Origin of the sequence: Curtobacterium sp. RIT-PI-V, from assembly GCF_025642935.1 — a bacterium.
In the GTDB taxonomy this organism is placed as follows: domain Bacteria; phylum Actinomycetota; class Actinomycetes; order Actinomycetales; family Microbacteriaceae; genus Curtobacterium.
The window spans coordinates 1-18,470 of record NZ_JANZKM010000036.1; the positions used below are offsets into that span (position 1 = coordinate 1).

Sequence of the window (18,470 nt, forward strand, 5' to 3'; positions counted from 1 at the left end):
GGGCAGCACATCGGAGCACGGTACCGACGTGCCCCGCCCGCGTCGTACCGCGGGCTGACGTCGGCTGACATCGGTACTGGTCCGGCATGAGGGAGAATGGCCGGGTGAACGAGACGGGCATGCCGCGCTTCCGACGGATCTGGTCGACCGTGCAGGTCGGCGTGCTGGCGATCGCCGTGGCCTTCTGCGTCGTGATGCTCGTGATCGGGCAGGGGAAGCTCGACCGCGTCTACGCCGTCGCCGCGATCTTCTTCGGCCTGGCGCTCGTCGGGCACAGCACGTACCTCTGGCTCATCGCCCGGAACGCCCGAACCGGCCGCTGAACGGGGGACGACGCGGGTTCGGCTCCGGTCTCGGTTCCGAATCCGGCTACGCGCCGAACCGCAGTGCCATCGGCACGAGCAGCCCGGCCACCCAGACGAGCACCATCACGAGCGCCCCGATCGCGATGAACCGACGGCGGCGACGCAGCTTCGGACTCCGCTCCTCGCCCCACATCTGCGCGCGGACCAGCACCCGGTTCGCCTGCTCGACGACCTTCCGGACCTCGGGGTCGTCCAGCTCGAGGGCACCGGACCGGGCGTGTTCGGCGATGACCGTGGCTTCGTCGACGGTCAGGTCGTCCTTGCGCATGCTCCATCCTCGCACCGGGGCGAGGGGTACGGCCCGCCTGTGCGGGAACGGACCAGCGGCGCGTACCAAGGACGCATGGGACATCGGTACCGCGGGAAGATCGTCGTCGTCACCGGAGCATCGAGCGGCATCGGGAGGGCCGCCGCACACGAGTTCGCCCGACAGGGTGCCACGCTCGTGCTCGCCGCACGCGGCCACGACTCCCTCGAGGCCGCCGCCGCCGAGTGCCGCGCACTCGGGGCCGACGCGGTCGCGATCCCGACGGACGTCGCCGACGAGCACCAGGTCGAGGACCTCATCGGCACGGTGACGAGTCGGCACGGTCGGATCGACGTCTTCGTCGGCAACGCGGCCCTGTTCGTCTACGGGCTGTTCGAGCAGACCCCCACCGAGGCGTTCAAGCGGGTCGTCGACACGAACCTCTACGGCCACCTCAACGCGATCACGCACTTGCTCCCGCACTGGAAGCAGCGCGGCACGGGCACGTACGTGCTCGTCGGGTCGATCCAGTCGCTGCTGTCCGCGCCGTACCAGTCGGCCTACGTGACGAGCAAGCACGCGGCCCTCGGCCTGGTCGACGTGCTCGGTGACGAGTTCGCGCACACCGGGATCCGCTTCACCACGCTGCTGCCGTCGACGATCGACACGCCGATCTACCAGAACGGCGCCAACTACACCGGCAAGAACTCGCACCCGCTGCCGCCGACGGTGTCCGTCGAGCGGGCCGGCCGTGCCGTCGTCACCGCCGCCACGCACCCGAAGCGGTACCGCTACGTCGGCCGCATCCAGGCGTCGCTCGTCCCGCTGCAGTACGTGTTCCCGGGGCTGTTCCACAAGATCACGAAGCCGATGGTCGAGACCTTCGCACTGCGCGGGAAGGGCGAACCGACCGACGGCAACCTCTACGCCCCCGCGGACGCCGGCAACGCCACGAACGGCGGTTGGGTCTCGAAGCGACGGCGTGTCACGCGTCCGCTCGTGTGGCTCGGCGCGGCTGCGGCGGTCGGGGCGGTCGTGGTCGGCCGCGCACGGCGGTAGCCCCACCGGAACCGGGCGTACCGACTGGAAACGGGCGTACCTGCCGTGATCTTCGTGGCAGGTACGCCCGTTCTCGTTTGGTACCGCAGACGTTCTGGGAAGGAACGGGCGGCTCAGAAGAGCTTCGCGCTCGCGCGGCGCGCGCCCTCGCCGAGGGACTCGAGCTTCGCCGCGGCGATCTGCGGGTGGATGCGGCCGCCGAGGCCGCAGTCGGTGCCGGCGACCACGCGCTCGCGCCCGACGACCGAGGCGAACCGCTCGATGCGCTGTGCGACCAGGTCGGGGTGCTCGACGACGTTGGTGGCGTGGCCGACGACGCCGGGGACGATCACCTTGCCGTCGGGCAGCGTGACGTCCTGCCAGACGGTCCACTCGTGTTCGTGCCGGGCGTTCGCGGCCTCGAACGAGTACGCGCCGGCGTCGATGTCGAGCATGAGGTCGACGATGTGGCGGAGCTCGATGTCGGTGGTGTGCGGGCCGTGCCACGAGCCCCAGCACAGGTGGAAGCGGACACGGCTGGTGTCCAGGCCCTCGAGCGCGTGGTTCAGCGCCTCGACCCGGATCCGGGTGAAGGCGCGGTAGTCCGCCAGGCTCGGCTCCGGGTTGATCTGGTCCCAGTTCTCGGCGATCGACGGGTCGTCGATCTGCAGCACGAGGCCGGCGTCGAGGATGATGCGGTACTCCTCGCGCAGGGCGTCGGCCCAGGCCCAGATGTGCTCTTCGTCGGTGGCGTAGTAGTCGTTCGCGACCCGCGCGGCGGACCCTGGGGAGAGCGCCGTGATGAAGCCGTTCTCGGCGCCGGCCGCCTCGACGGCGTGCGTGAGGTTGGCGGCGTCGGTGCGTGCGGCCTCGTGCCCGGTGTAGGCGATCGGGCCGGTCGTGGTGGGGAACGCGGTGGCGTTCTTGCCGGTGCCGACGCCGGACTCCGGGTCGGTGTAGGCGTCGCGGAAGATCGTCCAGTCGCGGCGGTCCGGGAAGCTGGTCAGCTGAACGTGGCCCGGACCGGAGCGGACCGGCTCCTGCGTGAAGACGTTCGCATCGGTGAGCGAGAGCCCGCTGACGCGCTGGAACGAGTAGCCCCACCACGCGCCGTAGTCGACGCTGTTCGACATCGCCTTGCCGAACTCGCCGTCACCCGGCTGCGTGATGCCGAGGGCGGTCTGGCGGGCGACGACGTCGTCGACGGCCGCGCTCGTCAGCGCGCGGACCTCGTCGGTGGTCTCGAGCGTGAAGCCGTCGGCACCCACGGGGCGGGCGGCGTTCGCGGCGATGAGTTCCGGCGTGCGCGGGAGCGACCCGGCGGTGGTGGCCTGGACGTGGTCGGTGTTCTCGAAGGGCATCGGCCCAATGTGCCACTGGCCGCCTCCGAGCCGGGCTCCGTTCCGTGGCACGACCCGAGCCGGAGAGAATGGGACCCTATGCCCAGCGCGCGCCCGACTTCCCGCATCCCGCTCAACACCCTCGCCGCACCGTTCGGCCTGGCCGGCTTCGCGGAGACCTGGTCGTACGCGGCACCCGTCCTCGGATTGCCGCCCGTCGTCCCGCAGGTGTCCTGGGTGGTCGCGGCGGTGGTGTGGTCGTGGCTGCTCGGCGCGCACGTCCTGCGGGGCGTCCGGGTCGATGAACGCCTGGTCGACCAGCTCCGCCACCCCGCGCAGGGCCCGATCGCGGCCCTGGTTCCCGCGACGGCGATGCTCCTCGGCGTCGACCTCGCGCGGTTCTGGGAGATCGGGGGGCAGGTCCTCGTGTTGCTCGCGGTGGCGGTCGCTGCCGGGTTCGCGGCGTGGTTGCTGAGCACGTGGTTCGAGGGGCGCCTGACCCTGGAGGCCGTGCACGGCGGCTACCTGCTGCCGACGGTCGCCGCGGCCCTCGTCGCCGCCGTCGCCACGCACGAGGTCGGTGTGGGCTGGCTGTCCTGGGCGTGCTTCGGCGTCGGCGTGTTCTTCTGGGGCGTGATGACCGGACTGCTCCTCATCCGGCTGTCGTTCCGCCCCGCTCTGCCCGACCCGCTCGTCCCCACGATGGCGATCCTCGTGGCTCCGCCCGCGGTGGCGACGGTGTCCCTGTTCGCGCTCACCGACGACGCCCGAACCCTGCCCGTGCAGGCGATCGCGGGCCTCGGGGTCCTCATGTTCCTCGTGCAGCTCGCCCTGCTGCCCCGGTACGTCCGGCTCGGGTTCTCGCTCGGGTTCTGGTCGTTCGTGTTCCCGGCTGCGGCGGTCGCGACGGCGGCGATCGAGTGGTTCCGGGTGCTCGACCTTCCGGTGGCGTGGGTGCCCACGACCGTGCTGCTCGTGCTGCTCACCCTGCTCGTGCTCGTGGTCGGGGTGCGGTCCCTGAGCCTGGCCGCGCGGCACCTGCTCGGGCAGGCCGAGTCGGTGCTGCACGCCGCCGACGACGAGGACGCGGCACCCGCGACGCACTGACGCGGCGCTGACGGTGATGCGGAGCCGACGGTGTCGCGGTGCGTCAGCACCCGTTCTGCGACGAACCACGCGTCGAACGACTCGTGGCTCGTCGCGGAACGGGTGCGCGGTGCGACGGATCCGCGCGGGTCAGGCGCTGACGGTCTCGTCCGCCGTCAGCACCGGGGCGATCGTCCCCGTCCGGGCGCCCTCGTACGCCGCCAGGATCATGCCGAGCACCGCGATGCCCTCGCGCTCCGTGTGGATCGGCCGCGTGCCGTCGCGCAGGCACGCCCCGAACGCGCCGATCTCGGCTGCGAAGGTGTCGACCTCGTCGAAGGTGACCGACTCGCTCGTGCCGTCCCGCAGGTCCCACCGCAGCGTGGTGCCGTCGCTCGTCAGGGCGCCGTGCTCGCCGACGACGCTGAACCGCTCGGTGCCGGCGGCCGGGTCGTACGCCCAGCTCGTCACGAGCTGGCCCACGGCGCCGTTGTCGAAGCGGAACAGGGCCTGTGCCGAGTCCTCGCCCTCCATGAACGCCAACCGGTGCGTGGACAGCATCGCGGTCGCCTGCACGGGGACGCCGCCGGCCAGGTGCATCAGCAGGTAGCTCGGGTGGTACCCCGTGTCGATGAGCTCACCGCCGCCGCTCGTCGACGCGTGCGCACGCCACCCCATGTTCGACGGGTCGAACTCGTTGCGGAACGAGTCGGTGGTGCGGACCTCGTAGACGGTGCCGAGCGCCCCGCCGTCGATGAGTTCCTTGGCCTTGGCGACCGCGGGCATGAACAGCTGGTTGTGCGCGCACATCAGGGTGATGCCGGACTCGGACACCGCGCGCTGCACGTCGGCGGCCTCGTCGGGGCTCAGGCACAGCGGCTTCTCGCACAGCACGTGCTTGCCGGCCTCGGCCGCCGCGACGATCGCGTCGCGGTGCAGGTGGTGCGGTAGGCAGATGTCGACGGCGTCGATGTCCGCCTGCTCGAGCATCGCGAGGTAGTCGGTGAAGAACGGGACGCCGAGCTCCGCCCCGCGCTCCTCGGCCGTGGCCGCGAACGCGTCGGCGACCGCGGCGATGCGGATCGTGGCGGGGTGCTCGGCGTAGCCGGCGATGTGCGCGGACGCGATGCCGCCCCCGCCGATGAGGCCGACGCGGATGATGTCGCTGGACATGGTGACTCCTGTGGTTGGTTCGAGGTGCTGGAATGCTCGGGCGGTCAGGCGGGTGCGCCGACGAGGGCGTCGCTGATCGCGGGCTGGGCCGCGGCGTCGTTCGCGGCGACCACCAGGCGGGTGAGCTCGACGGCGCGGGCGAGGTTGTCGTCGGCACGCGTGTCGGCGGCGATGTGGTCCACCCACCGACCGAATGCGTCCTGGGCGTCGGCGGGGACGTCGAGGGTGACCGGCTCGTCGCCGTAGGCCGGTCCGCCGGCGGTGAGCCGGGCCTCCTGGTCGGAGTACGCGAGCCAGCCCCGGGTGCCCGCCACGTCGATCGTGAACGGCGTGCCCGCGACGAAGCCGGCCTCGATGACGCCGATCGCCTGCGAGGCGTAGCCGACGGTGACCACGGCGTGGTCCTCGACGGCGCGGCCGGTGAAGGAGCGGTAGACGGCCTCGACCGTGTCCGGACGGGCACCGAGGAACAGCTGCGTCAGGTAGACGGGGTGGCAGCCGAGGTCGGTGAGGGCGCCGCCGATCGCCGTCGCCGGGTCGAAGAACCGTTCCGGCAGCCACGGTGCGACGGCACCGTCGTGCGAGAGCCGGACGCGGGAGTACGTGACGTCGCCGAGGCGGCCCGCGTCGAGCTCGCGCCGGATCGCGGCCGTGTAGCCGTGGTAGAGCCGCGGGAGCGAGACCACGAGCGTGACCCCGGCGGCGTCGCAGGCGGCGATGACCGCTTCGCACTCGTCGACGGTGGGGGCGAGGAGCTTCTCGGTGAAGACGTGCTTGCCGGCCGCTGCCGCGCGCCCGATCACGTCGCGGTGGACGTCGGTCGAGGTCGTGATCGTGACGGCGTCGATGTCCGGTCGGGCGAGCAGCGCATCGAGGTCGTCGGTGTACTCGACGCCGAACCGTTCGGCGCCCGCGCGTCCGCGCGCGGTGTCGTCGTCCCAGACGGCCACGAGCTCGGTGCCGGGGTGGTCGACGGTCTGCTGCGCGTAGTCGCCGGCGTGGACGTGCCAGAAGCCGAGGACGGCGACACGCAAGGGGGTGGAGGGCATGGGTGTTCCTTTCGTGGGAGGACGACCAGAGCGTTCCTGCTCAGATCCGGACCTTGTCGTAGTCCTTCGGCAGCCTGAACGGCGAGTAGGTCTGCATCATCGGGTCGACGCGGTTCTGTGCCCGCTCGACGGCCTCCTGCGGGCTCGCGGTGCCGAGCAGGACGCTCGACCGCGCGTCGGCGAGGGAGTCCCACCACGCGCCGCCGACGGGCAGCGGCGGGCGGCAGGTGGAGGCGCCGATCGACTCGGTGAAGAAGCGGATCGACTTCGCGGAGCCCTTCGGGTCCTTGAGCGCTGCGACGTTCGACGGCACGCTCGTGGCCGGCACCATGTAGGTCTCCTGGCCCTGCTTGCTCGTGAAGTACTTCATGAGCTCCCACACGGCCTTGTTCTTCTTCGAGCCCTTCGGCACGCACAGCGCGAAGCCACCGGACCACGTGTACTTGTCGCCGCCGTCCTGCTGGGTCGGCAGGTACGCGGTGCCCCAGTCGAGGTCCTTCGGGCCGTAGTTGTCGAAGGTCTGGATGGTGGAGGGCACGCTGACCATGAACGCCATCCGGTCCGCCATGAACGCGGTCTGTCCCGGCGGGTGCCCGGTCGGCTCGTAGGTCGCGATGAAGGTGTCGGCGTCCTTGTAGCCGTACCGCTTCGCCCAGTCCTCGTAGAACTCGAAGATGCTGCGGACGCTCTTCGAGTCCATCGTCATCTTCGAGTCCTGCTGGTCGAAGTACGACGCGCCGAGGCCGAGCCCCCACGTGAACGGCCAGCCTTCGCCGTACCAGGGGAGCAGTCCCATGTGGGTGTAGTTGCCGCCGGACTTCTTCGTGATGCGTTCGCTGACGTCCCACATCCGGTCCATGCTCACCGGGCCGTTGTGCTCCCAGTCGAACTCGTCCGGGTCGATCCCGGCGCCGGTGAGCATCTTCCGGTTCACGAACATGCCGCGGGCGTCGGTGTCGTGCGGGAGGCCGTAGGTCTTGCCCTGGTAGCTGACCTCGCCGATCGTGAACCCGAGCCACTGCGCCAGGAACTCGTCCTTCGGCTGGTCCTCGAACTCCTCGATCATGTCGTCGATCGGTTCGATGAGCCCGATCGCCGCGTACTGCGCCGCACTGAACCGGTCGAGGAGCCACAGGTCTGGGGCAGTGCCGCCGCGCACGGCCGTGATGATGCTCGTGGCGTCGCCGGTGCCCTGCGACGGGACGACGTTCACCTTCACGTCGACCTCGGGGTGGACCTCGTTGAAGTCCTTGATCACCTTCGTCTGGAACGGCACGAACGTGCCGGTGACACCCCAGATCGTGACCTGGTTCGGGTTGCTCCCGCCGCTCGAGCCGGAGGCGCACGACGCTGCGAGGAGTGCGAGCGCCCCCGCACCGCCGGTCGCGGCCGCACCGCGCAGGAACGTTCGTCGGTCGAATGCGCTGCTCACTTGAAGCTCCCGATCTGGACGCCCTTGATGAACGTCCGCTGGAACACGAAGAACAGGACCACGAGCGGCAGGATGATGAGCACCGATGCCGCCATCAGCTGGTTGAACTGGAAGTCCTGCGAGTTGTTGAGACGGAAGATCTGCAGCCCGATGGACAGCGTCTGCACGTTCTCGTCCTGCAGGTAGATGAGCGGCCCGAGGAAGTCGTTCCAGGCACCCACCGCCGCGAAGATCCCGACCGTGACGAGCGCCGCCTTGGCCTGCGGGAAGACGATCCGCCAGAGGATGCCCCACTCCGAGGCGCCGTCCATCCGCGCGGCGTTGAGCAGGTCCTTCGGGATCTGCAGCAGGAACTGCCGGAGCAGGAACACGTAGAACGCGGACCCGAACAGGCTCGGCACGATCAGGGGCAGGAAGGTGTTGATCCAGCCGAGTCGGGCGTACAGGTCGAACATCGGGATGAGCGTGACCGGGAACGGGATGAACAGCGTGGCGAGCACGACGTAGAACAGCTTGTCGCGGCCGCGCCACTCGAGGCACGAGAACCCGTACGCGATCACGAGGTTCGAGACCATCGAGAAGAGCGTCACGCAGACGGTGATGATCAGCGTGTTCCGGAAGAACGTGAAGAACGGCATCGCGTCGATCGCCTTGCCGAAGTTCGACCAGTCGAGCCACTGCGGGAACCAGGTCGGCGGGAAGGCACCGAGTTCGGAGTTGCCCTTCAGCGCCGAGATGACCATCCAGTAGATGGGGATGAGGAACAGCAGGCTCATCGCGATGAGGAGCACGCGGGCGAGGACGGACGACCACGGCGAGCGGATCGAGCCGTCGGCGTTCCGCGAGCGGTCGTCGGCACCCTTGCGTCCGCGGGGTCGGACGGACTCGATCGACGAGGTGACGGTGTCGCGGTCCGGGTGTCGTTCAGTACGCAGTGTCATCGGTCACTCCCCGGTCACGTCGTAGTTGACGAAGCGCTTGGACAGCCAGTACACGAGCCCGGACAGGATCATGCCGGCCAGGAACAGCAGCACGGCCATGGCGCTGGCGAACCCGAGCTGCGCGTAGCTGAACGCGTTCTTGTAGAGGTAGAGCATGTAGAACAACGTCCCGTTGTCCGGGCTGCCGAGTCCTCCGGTGCCGGACGAGATCACGTACGCCTCGGTGAAGACCTGCAGGCCGTTGCTGATGCCGGTGATCAGGTTGAACAGGATCACGGGGGAGAGCAGCGGCAGCGTCAGCGCGAAGAACTGCCGGAGCGGTCCGGCCCCGTCCACGCGAGCGGCTTCGTACAGGGTCTTCGGGATCCCGCGCAGTCCGGCGAGGAAGATCAGCGCCGCGTTGCCGGCACCCATCTGGGCGAGCGCGACGATGACCAGCTTCGCCGTGGTCGGGTCGCCGAGCAGGTTCGTCGCCGGGATCCCGACGAGCTTCATGACCTGGTTGACGAGGCCGGTCTGCGGGTTGACGAGCACCACGAAGATGAACGCCAGCGCGAAGGTCGGGATGAGCGAGGGGATGTAGAGGGCCGTCCGGTACCAGCCGATCTCGCGGACGTCCTGGTTCATCGCGATGGCGATCACGATGGCGATGACGATCCCGACGGGCACCGCGATGACGGCGTAGAACAGGGTGTTGCCGACCGCGGTGTGCACGAGCGGGTCGATGAACGCGGCGACGTAGTTGGCGAACCCGACCCAGGTGATGTCGGCCATGCCCGAGTACCGGGTCAGGCTGATCGCGAACGAGTAGATCAGGGGGTAGGCGATGAACACCAGCACGCCGAGGATCCACGGTGAGATGAACGCGATGCCGACGCGCAGTCGGCGCTTCTCGGCCGGGGTCCACGGATGCTTCTCGCGTGGTCGTCGACGGACCGCGGCGTCACCGCCCGTGCGCGTCCGTGGTGGTGCAGTGGTTCCGGATCGTGCGGTCGTCGTCACGAGCGTCCCTTCCGACCCCGTGACACACCGGTGTGGCACGGGCGAATCCGTCGTCGGACGGGCGAACCGATCGCACCGTCGCGGTTTCAATCCAATTGATTGACAAATTCGTATGACCAGAGATGCTAGGGACCATGTCCGAGCCGCGTCAACCCCTTCCTGACACCGTGGTGCAGGGCAGAACGGGCGGCACGAACCTCGTGCGCGTCGGGGTCCAGAACCGTGCGCTGGTGCTCGATCTCGTCCGTCGCCGGGGACCGTTCGCCCGCGCCGAGCTGATGCGGGCGACCGGGCTCAGCGCGCAGACGGTGTCGAACATCGCGGCCGGACTCGTGAGAGCGGGACTCGTGCGCGAAACACCGGGCGGCGGACGACGACTCGAGATCGTCGCGGGGTCGCGGTCGGCGATCGGGGTCCACCTCGACCCGGCGCACCTCGTCGTCGTGCGCACCGACCTGACCGGAGCCGTGCTGGCCGTCGAGCACGTCGACCTGGACGCGACGGACGACCCGGCGCGGACGCTCGACACGATGGCGGCGGCGGTGCACCGGGTCCGTGGCGCCGGCAGTCGGGCCCGCTCGCGCACCGGCGTGCCCGCTCCCGTCGGCATCGGCCTCGCCGTCCCCGGCTCGATCGACCCCGACGGCGTCCGGATGGGCACCCCCGCGCAGTTGCCCGCCTGGTGGTCGCTGCCCGTCACCGACGAGCTCGTCGCCCGGACCGGTCTGCCGGTGCGGCTCGAGAAGGACGGCGTCGCGAGCGCCCTCGGCGAGGTCTGGTCCGCTGCCGGCGCCGACGACCTGGTCTCCGTGTTCCTCGGCCACGGCATCAGCGCCGCCACGGTCGCCGCGGGCGAGGTCGTCCGCGGCGCCACCGGCAACGCCGGCGAGTTCGGCGGCATGCCGGTCGAGGCGCACGGCCGCTGGACCGAGGTCTGGGAAGCGTGTCAGCCCCTGCAGCAGGTCCGGCGCGCCACCGACGCCGGCCTGCTCCCCACGGGCATCCCGCTTGATCGCGCCAGCGACGTCCGGCACGCGTTCGAGCGGCTCTGCGCGACGCCGTCCGCGGCGCCGCTGGTCGCCGAGGCCGGTGCCGCGCTCGGATCCGCGCTCGCCCACGTCGTCGAGCTGCTCGACGTGCCACGCGTCGTGATCGGTGGCAGCGCGGCCCTCGCCGGCGGCGACGTCTTCATCGCGGCCGTTCGCGAGCGGCTCGCGGTCCGCCTGCCGCACGGGCCGTTCCCGACGGTCGCAGCGACCGCCTTCGGCGAGGCCTCGGTGGCCCGAGGGGCCGCCTGCGCGGTGCTGCAGGCCGACCTCGCCGTGCCTGCCCCCGTCGGCCGCGGTGCCGGCGTCGGTACGGGCGCTCGACCGGGAGGCCCGGTGCACGTCCGCAGCATCGCCCACCCCTGGTGAGCGGGACCGTCCAGGGCGTCGGGTCGGCCGTGCGCGTGACGTCGCGCGACGGGGGACGTCGCGTTCGCGGCCCGGGCGTCGTAGCGTCGGGGCATGAGCACGACGACGCCGACCGCACCCGACTCCGCCACGGAGTGGGCAGCCTGGCACGACGCCCACGAACGAGCCCGGGCGAGCGAGCACGGCTTCCTCGCCATCACGAGCATCCGGTGGCTGACGAGCACGCCCGAGCGGTTCGACGACGCCCCGGGCACGTGGTCGACGGGGGAGGACGGACCCGTCGTCGAGCTCGCGGACGGCGAGGCCATCACGGTCGACGGGCAGTCGGTCACCGGGACCCATCGCTTCGGACCACTGCCCGAGCGCTCGAGCACGAACGTCGTGTGGCAGGACGGCGACGAGACCGTCGTCATCGAGGTCGCCCGTCGTGGCGGCAGCGACGTCATCCGGCCCCGGCACCCGGGCAACCCGACCCGGACCGAGTACCCCGGCACCCCGACGTACGAGCCGTCGGACCGGTTCGTCGTCGACGCGCACTTCGAACCGTTCGACGAACCGCGCGAGGTCACCGTCGGCTCCGTCGTCGACGGGCTGCAGCACGTGTACTCGGCCCCGGGCGTCCTCACCTTCGACCTCGACGGGCCGCGGTCGCTGCTCGCGTTCAACGGGCACGGCGACGGCCTGCACGTCCTGTTCACCGACCGCACCAGCGGCGTGACGACGTACGCCGCGAACCGGAGCCTGGACATCGCCGCCCCGGATGCCGCCGGCGCGACCCGGATCGACTTCAACCGCGCGACGAACCTGCCGTGCGCGTACACCGCGCACGCGACCTGCCCGCTGCCGCCGGCCGAGAACCGGCTCGACGTCGCAGTCGAGGCGGGGGAGCGGCTTCCCGCCTGACCCCGCCGCCGCGGTGCGACGCGGAATGACGTCCTCGGCGTCGTTCGCTGCGCGTGCATCGTCCGACATTCCACGAGGTGATCGACTCGTGGTTGGTCGGAACATGCACGCGCACTCGATGCGTGCGCACGAGACGACGATCCACCCGTTGATCAACGAGTGGAACGTCGGAACATGCACACGCACCGGCCGCGGGCGCGCCGGCCGGCGGGTGCGTCAGCCGGAGGGAACGCGCTGCCAGGCGCTCGCTACCCGCCACGCCCGCGCATCGAACGCGAACACGCTGCCCATGCCGGGTTGGTCGAGCGCGCGTGACACCGGCGCTCCCGTCAGGTCGGCGAGGAGCAGCGCCCCGACCGCACCGTGGGACACGACGGTCGCGTCGCCCGCCGCAGTGAGCCGCCGGACCGCTCCGATGATGCGGGCCTGGGCGTCGACGGCCCGCTCCCATCCGCGGACCGATCGGCTCGGTTCCGCGAAGAACCGGTCGACGACACCCTCGAACTCGGTCGGCGGCAGGTAGCCCGTCGCGCTGCGGTCGATCTCGCCGAGCAGGGGATCCTGCGCGGGCACGAGCCCGACCGCGGCCCCGAGCAGCTCGGCGGTCTCGACGGCCTTGCGTTCCGTGCTCGACACGAGTGTCCGGACGCCCGGCTCCCAGGCCAGCGGACCCGACCGCGCTGCGCGTGCGCGTCCCGCTGCGGAGAGCCCCCACGACTCGATCGGCTCGGCGGGCTCCACGACGACCTCGGCGTGGCTCAGGAAGTACGAGACCATCCGGCGATCCTGGCACGGACCGGGGTGGTGCGCGCGTCGGGGGCCCGCCGTAGGGTGAGCGCGTGGAGTTCCCGGGGGAGGCGGCCGGCGCGCGTGACGCGTCGACCTCTCCAGGGTCACCCCGGGGCACGCAGGGCCAGCAGGACGACACGCCCCGAGCAGGCGAGCGCGCTCCGCGCGCGCCGCTGCACGGAGGCACCGACAGGTCCTCCGGGAACGCCACGCCCCTCGCGGTCGTCGCCACGGCGCTGGCCGATGCGTTCCTGACGGCCGAGCGGTGGGAGCCGGACGAGCTGACGGCCGTCGGGTACGTGGTCGTCGGCGTCGAGCGCGCGTACGTCGGGCTCGCCGTCCGTGCTGCGCTCGAGGCGTACCCGCGCCCGCCCGTCGACGCGCCGCGCCGGCTCGCGGCCGTGCTCGCCGCTGCGCCGCGCCTCGTCGCGCTGCACCGGTCGCGCGAGCACCGACGGCCGGTCCGGGTGCTCGTGCGCCGCGCCGCCGCGGTGCGTGCCCGTCCGGAGACCGCGAGCCCGTTGCTCGTCGACACCCTGCCCGAGCTCGCCCGGGCACTCGACCTCACCGTCGGTCGGCTGCTCTGGCTCGCCGACACCCGCGCGTGGAACCGTCGCTCCGGGCCCTCGAGCCCGCTCCACCACTACCGACACGAGTGGATCACCCGACCCGGTCGAGCACCGCGGCTGCTCGAGAAGCCGATGGACATGCTCCGCCGCACGCAACGGACGATCCTCGACGAACTCCTGACGATGCTGCCCGTGCACGACGTCGCGCACGGGTTCGTGGCCGGGCGGAGCGTCGTCACGGGAGCGGCCGTGCACACCGGCCAGCAGGTCGTGGTCACCGCCGACCTCACGTCGTTCTTCGCGAGCGTCAGCGCCCCGACGGTCTACGGGGTCTTCCGGGCCGCCGGGTTCGCTGAGCCGCTCGCGCACGTGCTGACCGGCCTCTGCACCCACCGGGTGCCGGTGCACGTGCTCAGCGCGATGCCCGCCGGTGGCTCGCCGGAGGAGCGCCACGCGCTCCGCCAGGCGTTGGTGACGGCGCACCTGCCCCAGGGCGCACCGACGTCGCCGGCGCTGGCGAACACCGCGCTGCGGCACCTCGACGCCCGTCTGGCCGGGTGGGCCAGCGCCGTCGACGCGGTGTACACCCGCTACGCCGACGACCTGACGTTCAGCGGGGGCGACCGGCTCGCCGCGCGACCGGACGCGTTCCTGCGGGGCGTCGACCGGATCGTGACCGAGCAGGGGCACCGCCTCAACCCGTCGAAGACCCGGGTGCGGCGCCGCGGGGTCCGGCAGTCGGTCACGGGTGTCGTCGTCAACGACCGCACCTCGCCCGGGCGCCGCGAGGTCGACCGGCTGCATGCCATCCTGCACAACGCCGCCGTGCACGGGCCGGCCTCCCAGAACCGCACGGGACACCCGGAGTTCCGGGCGCACCTGCTGGGGCGCATCGGGTGGGTCGAGCAGGTCGACCCGGGCCGGGCCCGACGGCTCCGCGAGGAGTTCGCGCGCATCGTGTGGTGAGGCCGTCTGCGCACCGTGTGACGTCCGGTTGCGCTCCGTTGCCCCGCGTTGCGGCGCCCTGCCGCGTGCCGCGCGCACCTGGGTAGCGTGCCGCCATGTGTCCGAGTGAGCTCCCGGCCGACGACCGCTACGACGCGCTGGTCGCGCCGCTCCGGCCCGTCATCGAGCGGATCGGTCTCGACGCCCGCCAACGGGAACGCGAGGAGCGTCTCGCCACCGAACAGCTCGGCTGGCTCGTCGACGCCGGCTTCGCACGGTGGCGGACGCCGGTCGCGTGGGGCGGGGTCGGTGCCCGTCTGTCCGACGTGTTCCGCGCGATCGCCGAGATCGCCGAGGTCGACCCGAACCTGGCACACGTGTGGCGGAACCACTTCTCGTTCGTCGAGGACCGCGTGCACGCCGAGGGCACCGCGTTCGACCGTGCCATCGTCACGCGGCTCGGCGACGGCGAGTTCGTCGGCGGCGGGTGGAGCGAGTCGCCGAACACGACCGGGGTCGACCTCACCACGCGGATCGTCCGCGACCCGGACGGGTCCTGGCGGTTGACCGGACGGAAGTTCTACTCGACGGGTAGCGTGTACGCCCGGTGGATCACGGTGCTGGCGGTCGACGACACCGGCGCGAAGTCCGTCGCGCTCGTCGACGCTTCCGACCCCGGTGTGCTGATCGGCGACGACTGGGACGGCTTCGGCCAGCGGATCACCGGCAGCGGGAGCGTGACCTACACCGACGTGCCGGTGCCCGACGAGCGGGTGCTGCCGTACGCGACCCGGTACCCGTACCAGGAGCAGTACTACCAGACGGTGATGCACGCGATCCTGGTCGGCATCGGCCGAGCGGCCCTGCGCGAGGGCGTCGAGGCGCTGCGGTCCCGGGCGCGCGGACACCACAACGGCACCGCGGCGGATCCGACCCACGATCCGGAGCTGCTGGGCGTGATCGGCACCGTTGACGCCCGGGTGCACGCCGCCGACGCCGCGTTCGCCGCGAGCCTCGGCCCGGTGGACGCGGCTGTCGACCGGCACACCGCCCTGCGTGCGGCCGGTGCGGACCCGTCGACGGACCCGACGCTGCGTGCGGCGCTCGAGCGCAGCTGGGTCGCGGTGGCGCGCGCGCAGACCATCGTCACGGACGCCGTGCTCGACGCGACGACGCTCGTGTTCGACGCGCTCGGGTCCTCGGGGACGTTCCGCTCGCTCGGCCTCGACCGGCACTGGCGGAACGCCCGCACCCTGGCGTCGCACAACCCGCGCGTGCACAAGCGCCGCATCGTCGCCGACCTGCTCGTCAACGGTGCGAGTCCACTCGACCGCTGACGGCAGACCGCTTCGCCGTAACGGGCCGTCACGCGGAGCAACCCACCGACACCTGCGTGCAGCGTGCCGAGGTGAGCACCTACGGTCGGTGCACCGGCTCGCCACGGACGCTGGGGAGGTGACCGTGGCGGGCCGCTCCCACCGGAACGGAAGGCACCGTCGTGACCCCACCCGTCGCACCGCTCATCGTCGCCGTGTCCGACGCGGACCTCGCCGCGGCGGCCGCCACACCCGGCGGCATCGCCCGCCTCGCGGTCCGCATCGTCGGTTCCGGAGCCGCCGTTGTGGCGATCGGCACCGATCGCCTCGACGCGGCGACGAGCACCGGCCACCGACTCGACCCGACGACCGCGGCGCTCACCCTCGGCCGTGCCCTGCCGGAGCACGGGTTCCTCGTCGCCGTGGCACCGACCCGCGAGCACCCGTACAACGTCGCCCGTCGGGTGCTCTCGCTCGACCACGTCCTGGACGGCCGGGTGGGCATCGTCGTCGGCGCCCGGGACCACGGCGCACCGAGCACCGGAGCCCCGAGCACCGGCGCACCGCACGACCCTGCCGAGTTCGCCCGGGTGCTCCGCGGGCTGTGGCGCACCTGGCCGCTCGACAGCATCGTCGGTGACCGCACGTCGGGTGTCTTCGCGCACACCGACCGGATCCGACCGCTCGACCACGACGGCGGGCCGGACGGCTACCGCGTCCGGGGACCGCTCACGACGCCGTCGAGCCGGCAGGGCGAACCCGTCCTCGCGGTCTGGCACGACGTCGACGTGCCCGGAGCGGACCTCGTGCTCGGGGGCGCGGCGCACCCGCTCGCACCGCTGCCGGGGGCGACGGACGGGGCGGAGCCGCGCCGGGCCTCCCGGTCGACCGTGACGCGACCTCCGCGACCGACACGACCGACACGACCGACCCGACCGAGGCGCCCGACGCTCCGCGCCCTGCTCGGGCTCGCCGTGCCGGACGCCGCGGCGGTGACCGCGTGACGGGTGCAGGCGGCGACGCCGGCTTGATCCTCGGCGTGAACCTGCAGGGGTTCGGGCAGCGTCCGGCAGCCTGGCGGACCCAGGACGTCGACGCGACCGACCTGCTCACGGCGGAGTTCTGGGCCGACCTCGGGCGCACCGCCGAACGCGGCCTGCTCGACATGGTCTTCTTCGCCGACCACCCGGCGTTCGGCGATCCGAACGTCCGCGCGTACGGACTGCTCGAGCCGTTCGTGGCGCTCGGGGCGATCGCCGATGCGACGAGCCACCTCGGGCTGGTCGGTACCGCGTCGACGACGTACAACGACCCGTTCGACGTCGCCGAGCGGCTGCTGTCGCTGGACACGGTGTCCGGCGGGCGCGTCGCCTGGAACGCCGTCACCACCTACGACCGCTCGGTCTCCGCGAACTTCGGTGTCGCGACGAACCCCGACCGGCCCGAGCGGTACGCCCGCGCGGGGGAGTTCGTGGACCTCGTGACGGCGCTCTGGCGGTCCGCCGCGACGGGGGAGCCGGTCGTGCACCACGGCGAGTTCCTCGACCTCGAGGGCGCGCTCCGGGTCCCTTCGTCGGCGCAGGGCCACCCGGTCGTGTTCCAGGCCGGGGGATCGCCGCACGGTCGTGACCTGGCGGCGCGGGTCGCCGAGGGCGTCTTCGCCGTCGAACTCACCCCGGAACCCGCGCGGGAGCACCGGCGCGCCGTCAAGGCCGCCGCCGAGACGTACGGGCGCAGCGCATCGGACGTCGCGATCGTGCCCGGACTGTCGCTCGTGCTCGGCAGCACCGAGGCCGAGGCGCAGCGCCGGTTCGACGAGCTCGAGGCCCTGGCGCCGGACGGCTACTCGCTCCGGGCGCTCGGGACGCACCTCGACGCCGACCTGTCAGGGCTCGACCCGCACGCGCCGATCCCGTCGGCGATCCTCGACCGCGAGGTCGACCCGGTCACCTACGGGCCCTCGCTCGGGTACCACGAGACGGTCGTGCGGTGGGTGCGCGCGAACAACACCTCGTTGCGGGACGTGCTGCGGGGTTTCGGCGGGTACGGCGCCCGGATCGTCGTCGGGACCCCGGAGCAGGCCGCCGACACCATCGAGGACTGGTACCGCACCGGTGCCGCCGACGGTTTCAACCTGATGATCGACGAGTTCCCGCGGGGCCTCGAGACCGTCGTGGACGAGCTCGTGCCGATCCTGCAGCGACGCGGGGTGTTCCACCGGTCGTACGAGGACGTGACGTTGCGCGGGCGGTTCGCGTCGCGCGCACGGGGGCTCTGACCTCGCACCGTGCGGACCGCGCCGACCGCGCGCCCGCGCCGCGCGTGACGCCGCGTGACGGCCGGCCGGCGGCACCGTGTCACACGGCGACACCGCCGGTCACGGTCCGCAACACCCGTCGCCTCGGGGCCCTGACCGCCCTAGCGTCGCCGACATGACCGACTACCTCGACCGCGAACAGGACAAGACCTTCACGAAGGTCTACAAGCAGCAGACCCCGGACATCCTCAAGGCCTTCGTCCAGTTCGACGAGTCGGTGTTCCAGGCCGAGGGCCGCGCGATCCCGCTCAAGTACCGGGAGCTCATCGCCCTCGCGGTCGGCATCACCACGCAGTGCGTCTACTGCATCGACGGCCACAGCCAGCGCGCGGTGACGGCCGGTGCGACCGAGGCCGAACTCGCCGAGGCCGCCTGGGTCGCCACCGCGATCCGCGCCGGCGGCGGCTTCGCGCACGGCCGGCTCGGCTTCAAGTTCGGCGCCGACGCGGCCCCCGCCCACGCGAACCCGGCCGACGCGGCCCCCGCCGACGCGACCCCGGCGCCCGCCGCCGCGGACCACGCCGCGCACACCCACTAGGAGGA

General features: G+C 72.0%; 18 protein-coding genes. 10 read left to right on the forward strand and 8 right to left on the reverse strand.

Features of this window, described 5'->3' with window-relative positions; genetic code table 11:
- Positions 1 to 119 precede the first annotated feature (119 nt).
- Positions 120 to 323, forward strand: coding sequence for a hypothetical protein (locus tag OGL88_RS16335; protein WP_263092152.1), 204 nt, complete (start codon positions 120 to 122; stop codon positions 321 to 323).
- Positions 324 to 369: 46 nt separating this feature from the next.
- Here the strand turns inward: OGL88_RS16335 and OGL88_RS16340 are convergent, their stop codons facing one another.
- Entirely contained in the window at positions 370 to 633 is a 264-nt protein-coding gene (locus OGL88_RS16340; protein ID WP_263092153.1) for a hypothetical protein, read from the reverse strand.
- Between the two features lie 75 nt (positions 634 to 708).
- On the opposite strand from OGL88_RS16340, the gene OGL88_RS16345 reads away from it, so the two are divergent.
- Positions 709 to 1,671 (forward strand): SDR family NAD(P)-dependent oxidoreductase, encoded by a 963-nt coding sequence (locus OGL88_RS16345; protein WP_263092154.1) that lies wholly within the window; start codon positions 709 to 711, stop codon positions 1,669 to 1,671.
- A 113-nt stretch (positions 1,672 to 1,784) separates the two neighbouring features.
- On the opposite strand, the gene OGL88_RS16350 is transcribed toward OGL88_RS16345, so the two are convergent.
- A complete protein-coding gene (locus OGL88_RS16350) occupies positions 1,785 to 3,011 on the reverse strand; it encodes a cobalamin-independent methionine synthase II family protein (RefSeq protein ID WP_263092155.1) in 1,227 nt (408 codons plus the stop codon).
- Between the two features lie 78 nt (positions 3,012 to 3,089).
- Here OGL88_RS16350 and OGL88_RS16355 point away from each other — a divergent pair, with 78 nt between their 5' ends.
- Positions 3,090 to 4,097: a transporter gene (locus tag OGL88_RS16355; protein WP_263092156.1), complete on the forward strand. Its 1,008-nt coding sequence runs from the start codon at positions 3,090 to 3,092 to the stop codon at positions 4,095 to 4,097.
- 129 nt (positions 4,098 to 4,226) lie between these two features.
- On the opposite strand, the gene OGL88_RS16360 is transcribed toward OGL88_RS16355, so the two are convergent.
- From OGL88_RS16360 to OGL88_RS16380, 5 genes are read right to left on the reverse strand one after another with little or no spacing between them, the layout of a single operon-like run.
- On the reverse strand, positions 4,227 to 5,249 hold the full coding sequence (locus OGL88_RS16360; RefSeq protein ID WP_263092157.1) for a Gfo/Idh/MocA family protein: 1,023 nt from the start codon (positions 5,247 to 5,249) through the stop codon (positions 4,227 to 4,229).
- Between the two features lie 44 nt (positions 5,250 to 5,293).
- A complete protein-coding gene (locus OGL88_RS16365; RefSeq protein ID WP_263092158.1) occupies positions 5,294 to 6,298 on the reverse strand; it encodes a Gfo/Idh/MocA family protein in 1,005 nt (334 codons plus the stop codon).
- Positions 6,299 to 6,338: 40 nt separating this feature from the next.
- The gene (locus tag OGL88_RS16370) at positions 6,339 to 7,730 is read right to left on the reverse strand and encodes an ABC transporter substrate-binding protein (RefSeq protein WP_263092159.1); all 1,392 of its coding nucleotides are present in this window, start codon (positions 7,728 to 7,730) and stop codon (positions 6,339 to 6,341) included.
- Positions 7,727 to 8,671 (reverse strand): carbohydrate ABC transporter permease, encoded by a 945-nt coding sequence (locus tag OGL88_RS16375; protein ID WP_263092160.1) that lies wholly within the window; start codon positions 8,669 to 8,671, stop codon positions 7,727 to 7,729. Before OGL88_RS16375 ends, OGL88_RS16370 begins: the two co-directional genes overlap by 4 nt.
- A 3-nt stretch (positions 8,672 to 8,674) precedes the next feature.
- Positions 8,675 to 9,673 (reverse strand): carbohydrate ABC transporter permease, encoded by a 999-nt coding sequence (locus OGL88_RS16380; protein WP_263092161.1) that lies wholly within the window; start codon positions 9,671 to 9,673, stop codon positions 8,675 to 8,677.
- Between the two features lie 134 nt (positions 9,674 to 9,807).
- Between OGL88_RS16380 and OGL88_RS16385 the strand changes: the two genes are divergently transcribed.
- Both OGL88_RS16385 and OGL88_RS16390 read left to right on the forward strand, forming a co-directional pair.
- A complete protein-coding gene (locus tag OGL88_RS16385; RefSeq protein ID WP_263092162.1) occupies positions 9,808 to 11,088 on the forward strand; it encodes an ROK family transcriptional regulator in 1,281 nt (426 codons plus the stop codon).
- Positions 11,089 to 11,181: 93 nt separating this feature from the next.
- Entirely contained in the window at positions 11,182 to 11,991 is an 810-nt protein-coding gene (locus OGL88_RS16390; protein WP_263092163.1) for a DUF1684 domain-containing protein, read from the forward strand.
- Positions 11,992 to 12,207: 216 nt separating this feature from the next.
- On the opposite strand, the gene OGL88_RS16395 is transcribed toward OGL88_RS16390, so the two are convergent.
- The gene (locus OGL88_RS16395) at positions 12,208 to 12,768 is read right to left on the reverse strand and encodes a histidine phosphatase family protein (protein WP_263092164.1); all 561 of its coding nucleotides are present in this window, start codon (positions 12,766 to 12,768) and stop codon (positions 12,208 to 12,210) included.
- Positions 12,769 to 12,830: 62 nt separating this feature from the next.
- Between OGL88_RS16395 and OGL88_RS16400 the strand changes: the two genes are divergently transcribed.
- The 5 genes from OGL88_RS16400 (at position 12,831) to OGL88_RS16420 (ending at position 18,465) form a co-directional block, all read left to right on the forward strand.
- The gene (locus OGL88_RS16400; RefSeq protein WP_263092165.1) at positions 12,831 to 14,315 is read left to right on the forward strand and encodes a reverse transcriptase family protein; all 1,485 of its coding nucleotides are present in this window, start codon (positions 12,831 to 12,833) and stop codon (positions 14,313 to 14,315) included.
- Between the two features lie 95 nt (positions 14,316 to 14,410).
- Entirely contained in the window at positions 14,411 to 15,631 is a 1,221-nt protein-coding gene (locus OGL88_RS16405) for an acyl-CoA dehydrogenase family protein (RefSeq protein WP_263092166.1), read from the forward strand.
- A gap of 161 nt (positions 15,632 to 15,792) precedes the next feature.
- Positions 15,793 to 16,614 (forward strand): LLM class flavin-dependent oxidoreductase, encoded by an 822-nt coding sequence (locus tag OGL88_RS16410; RefSeq protein WP_263092167.1) that lies wholly within the window; start codon positions 15,793 to 15,795, stop codon positions 16,612 to 16,614.
- Positions 16,611 to 17,888: an NtaA/DmoA family FMN-dependent monooxygenase gene (locus OGL88_RS16415; protein ID WP_263092168.1), complete on the forward strand. Its 1,278-nt coding sequence runs from the start codon at positions 16,611 to 16,613 to the stop codon at positions 17,886 to 17,888. The genes OGL88_RS16410 and OGL88_RS16415 overlap by 4 nt, the downstream gene beginning before the upstream one ends.
- Positions 17,889 to 18,042: 154 nt before the next feature.
- Positions 18,043 to 18,465 carry a carboxymuconolactone decarboxylase family protein gene (locus OGL88_RS16420; protein WP_263092169.1) on the forward strand — a complete coding sequence of 141 codons (423 nt, stop codon included), beginning with the start codon at positions 18,043 to 18,045 and terminating at the stop codon, positions 18,463 to 18,465.
- Positions 18,466 to 18,470 lie beyond the last annotated feature (5 nt).

Excerpts from the sequence above, each read along its gene's own strand:
- OGL88_RS16335 (WP_263092152.1), top strand. The coding sequence starts at position 120 with ATGCCGCGCTTCCGACGGATCTGGTCGACCGTGCAGGTCGGCGTGCTG.
- OGL88_RS16340 (WP_263092153.1), bottom strand. The coding sequence starts at position 633 with ATGCGCAAGGACGACCTGACCGTCGACGAAGCCACGGTCATCGCCGAA.
- OGL88_RS16345 (WP_263092154.1), top strand. The coding sequence starts at position 709 with ATGGGACATCGGTACCGCGGGAAGATCGTCGTCGTCACCGGAGCATCG.
- OGL88_RS16350 (WP_263092155.1), bottom strand. The coding sequence starts at position 3,011 with ATGCCCTTCGAGAACACCGACCACGTCCAGGCCACCACCGCCGGGTCG.
- OGL88_RS16355 (WP_263092156.1), top strand. The coding sequence starts at position 3,090 with ATGCCCAGCGCGCGCCCGACTTCCCGCATCCCGCTCAACACCCTCGCC.
- OGL88_RS16360 (WP_263092157.1), bottom strand. The coding sequence starts at position 5,249 with ATGTCCAGCGACATCATCCGCGTCGGCCTCATCGGCGGGGGCGGCATC.
- OGL88_RS16365 (WP_263092158.1), bottom strand. The coding sequence starts at position 6,298 with ATGCCCTCCACCCCCTTGCGTGTCGCCGTCCTCGGCTTCTGGCACGTC.
- OGL88_RS16375 (WP_263092160.1), bottom strand. The coding sequence starts at position 8,671 with ATGACACTGCGTACTGAACGACACCCGGACCGCGACACCGTCACCTCG.
- OGL88_RS16385 (WP_263092162.1), top strand. The coding sequence starts at position 9,808 with ATGTCCGAGCCGCGTCAACCCCTTCCTGACACCGTGGTGCAGGGCAGA.
- OGL88_RS16390 (WP_263092163.1), top strand. The coding sequence starts at position 11,182 with ATGAGCACGACGACGCCGACCGCACCCGACTCCGCCACGGAGTGGGCA.
- OGL88_RS16395 (WP_263092164.1), bottom strand. The coding sequence starts at position 12,768 with ATGGTCTCGTACTTCCTGAGCCACGCCGAGGTCGTCGTGGAGCCCGCC.
- OGL88_RS16405 (WP_263092166.1), top strand. The coding sequence starts at position 14,411 with ATGTGTCCGAGTGAGCTCCCGGCCGACGACCGCTACGACGCGCTGGTC.
- OGL88_RS16420 (WP_263092169.1), top strand. The coding sequence starts at position 18,043 with ATGACCGACTACCTCGACCGCGAACAGGACAAGACCTTCACGAAGGTC.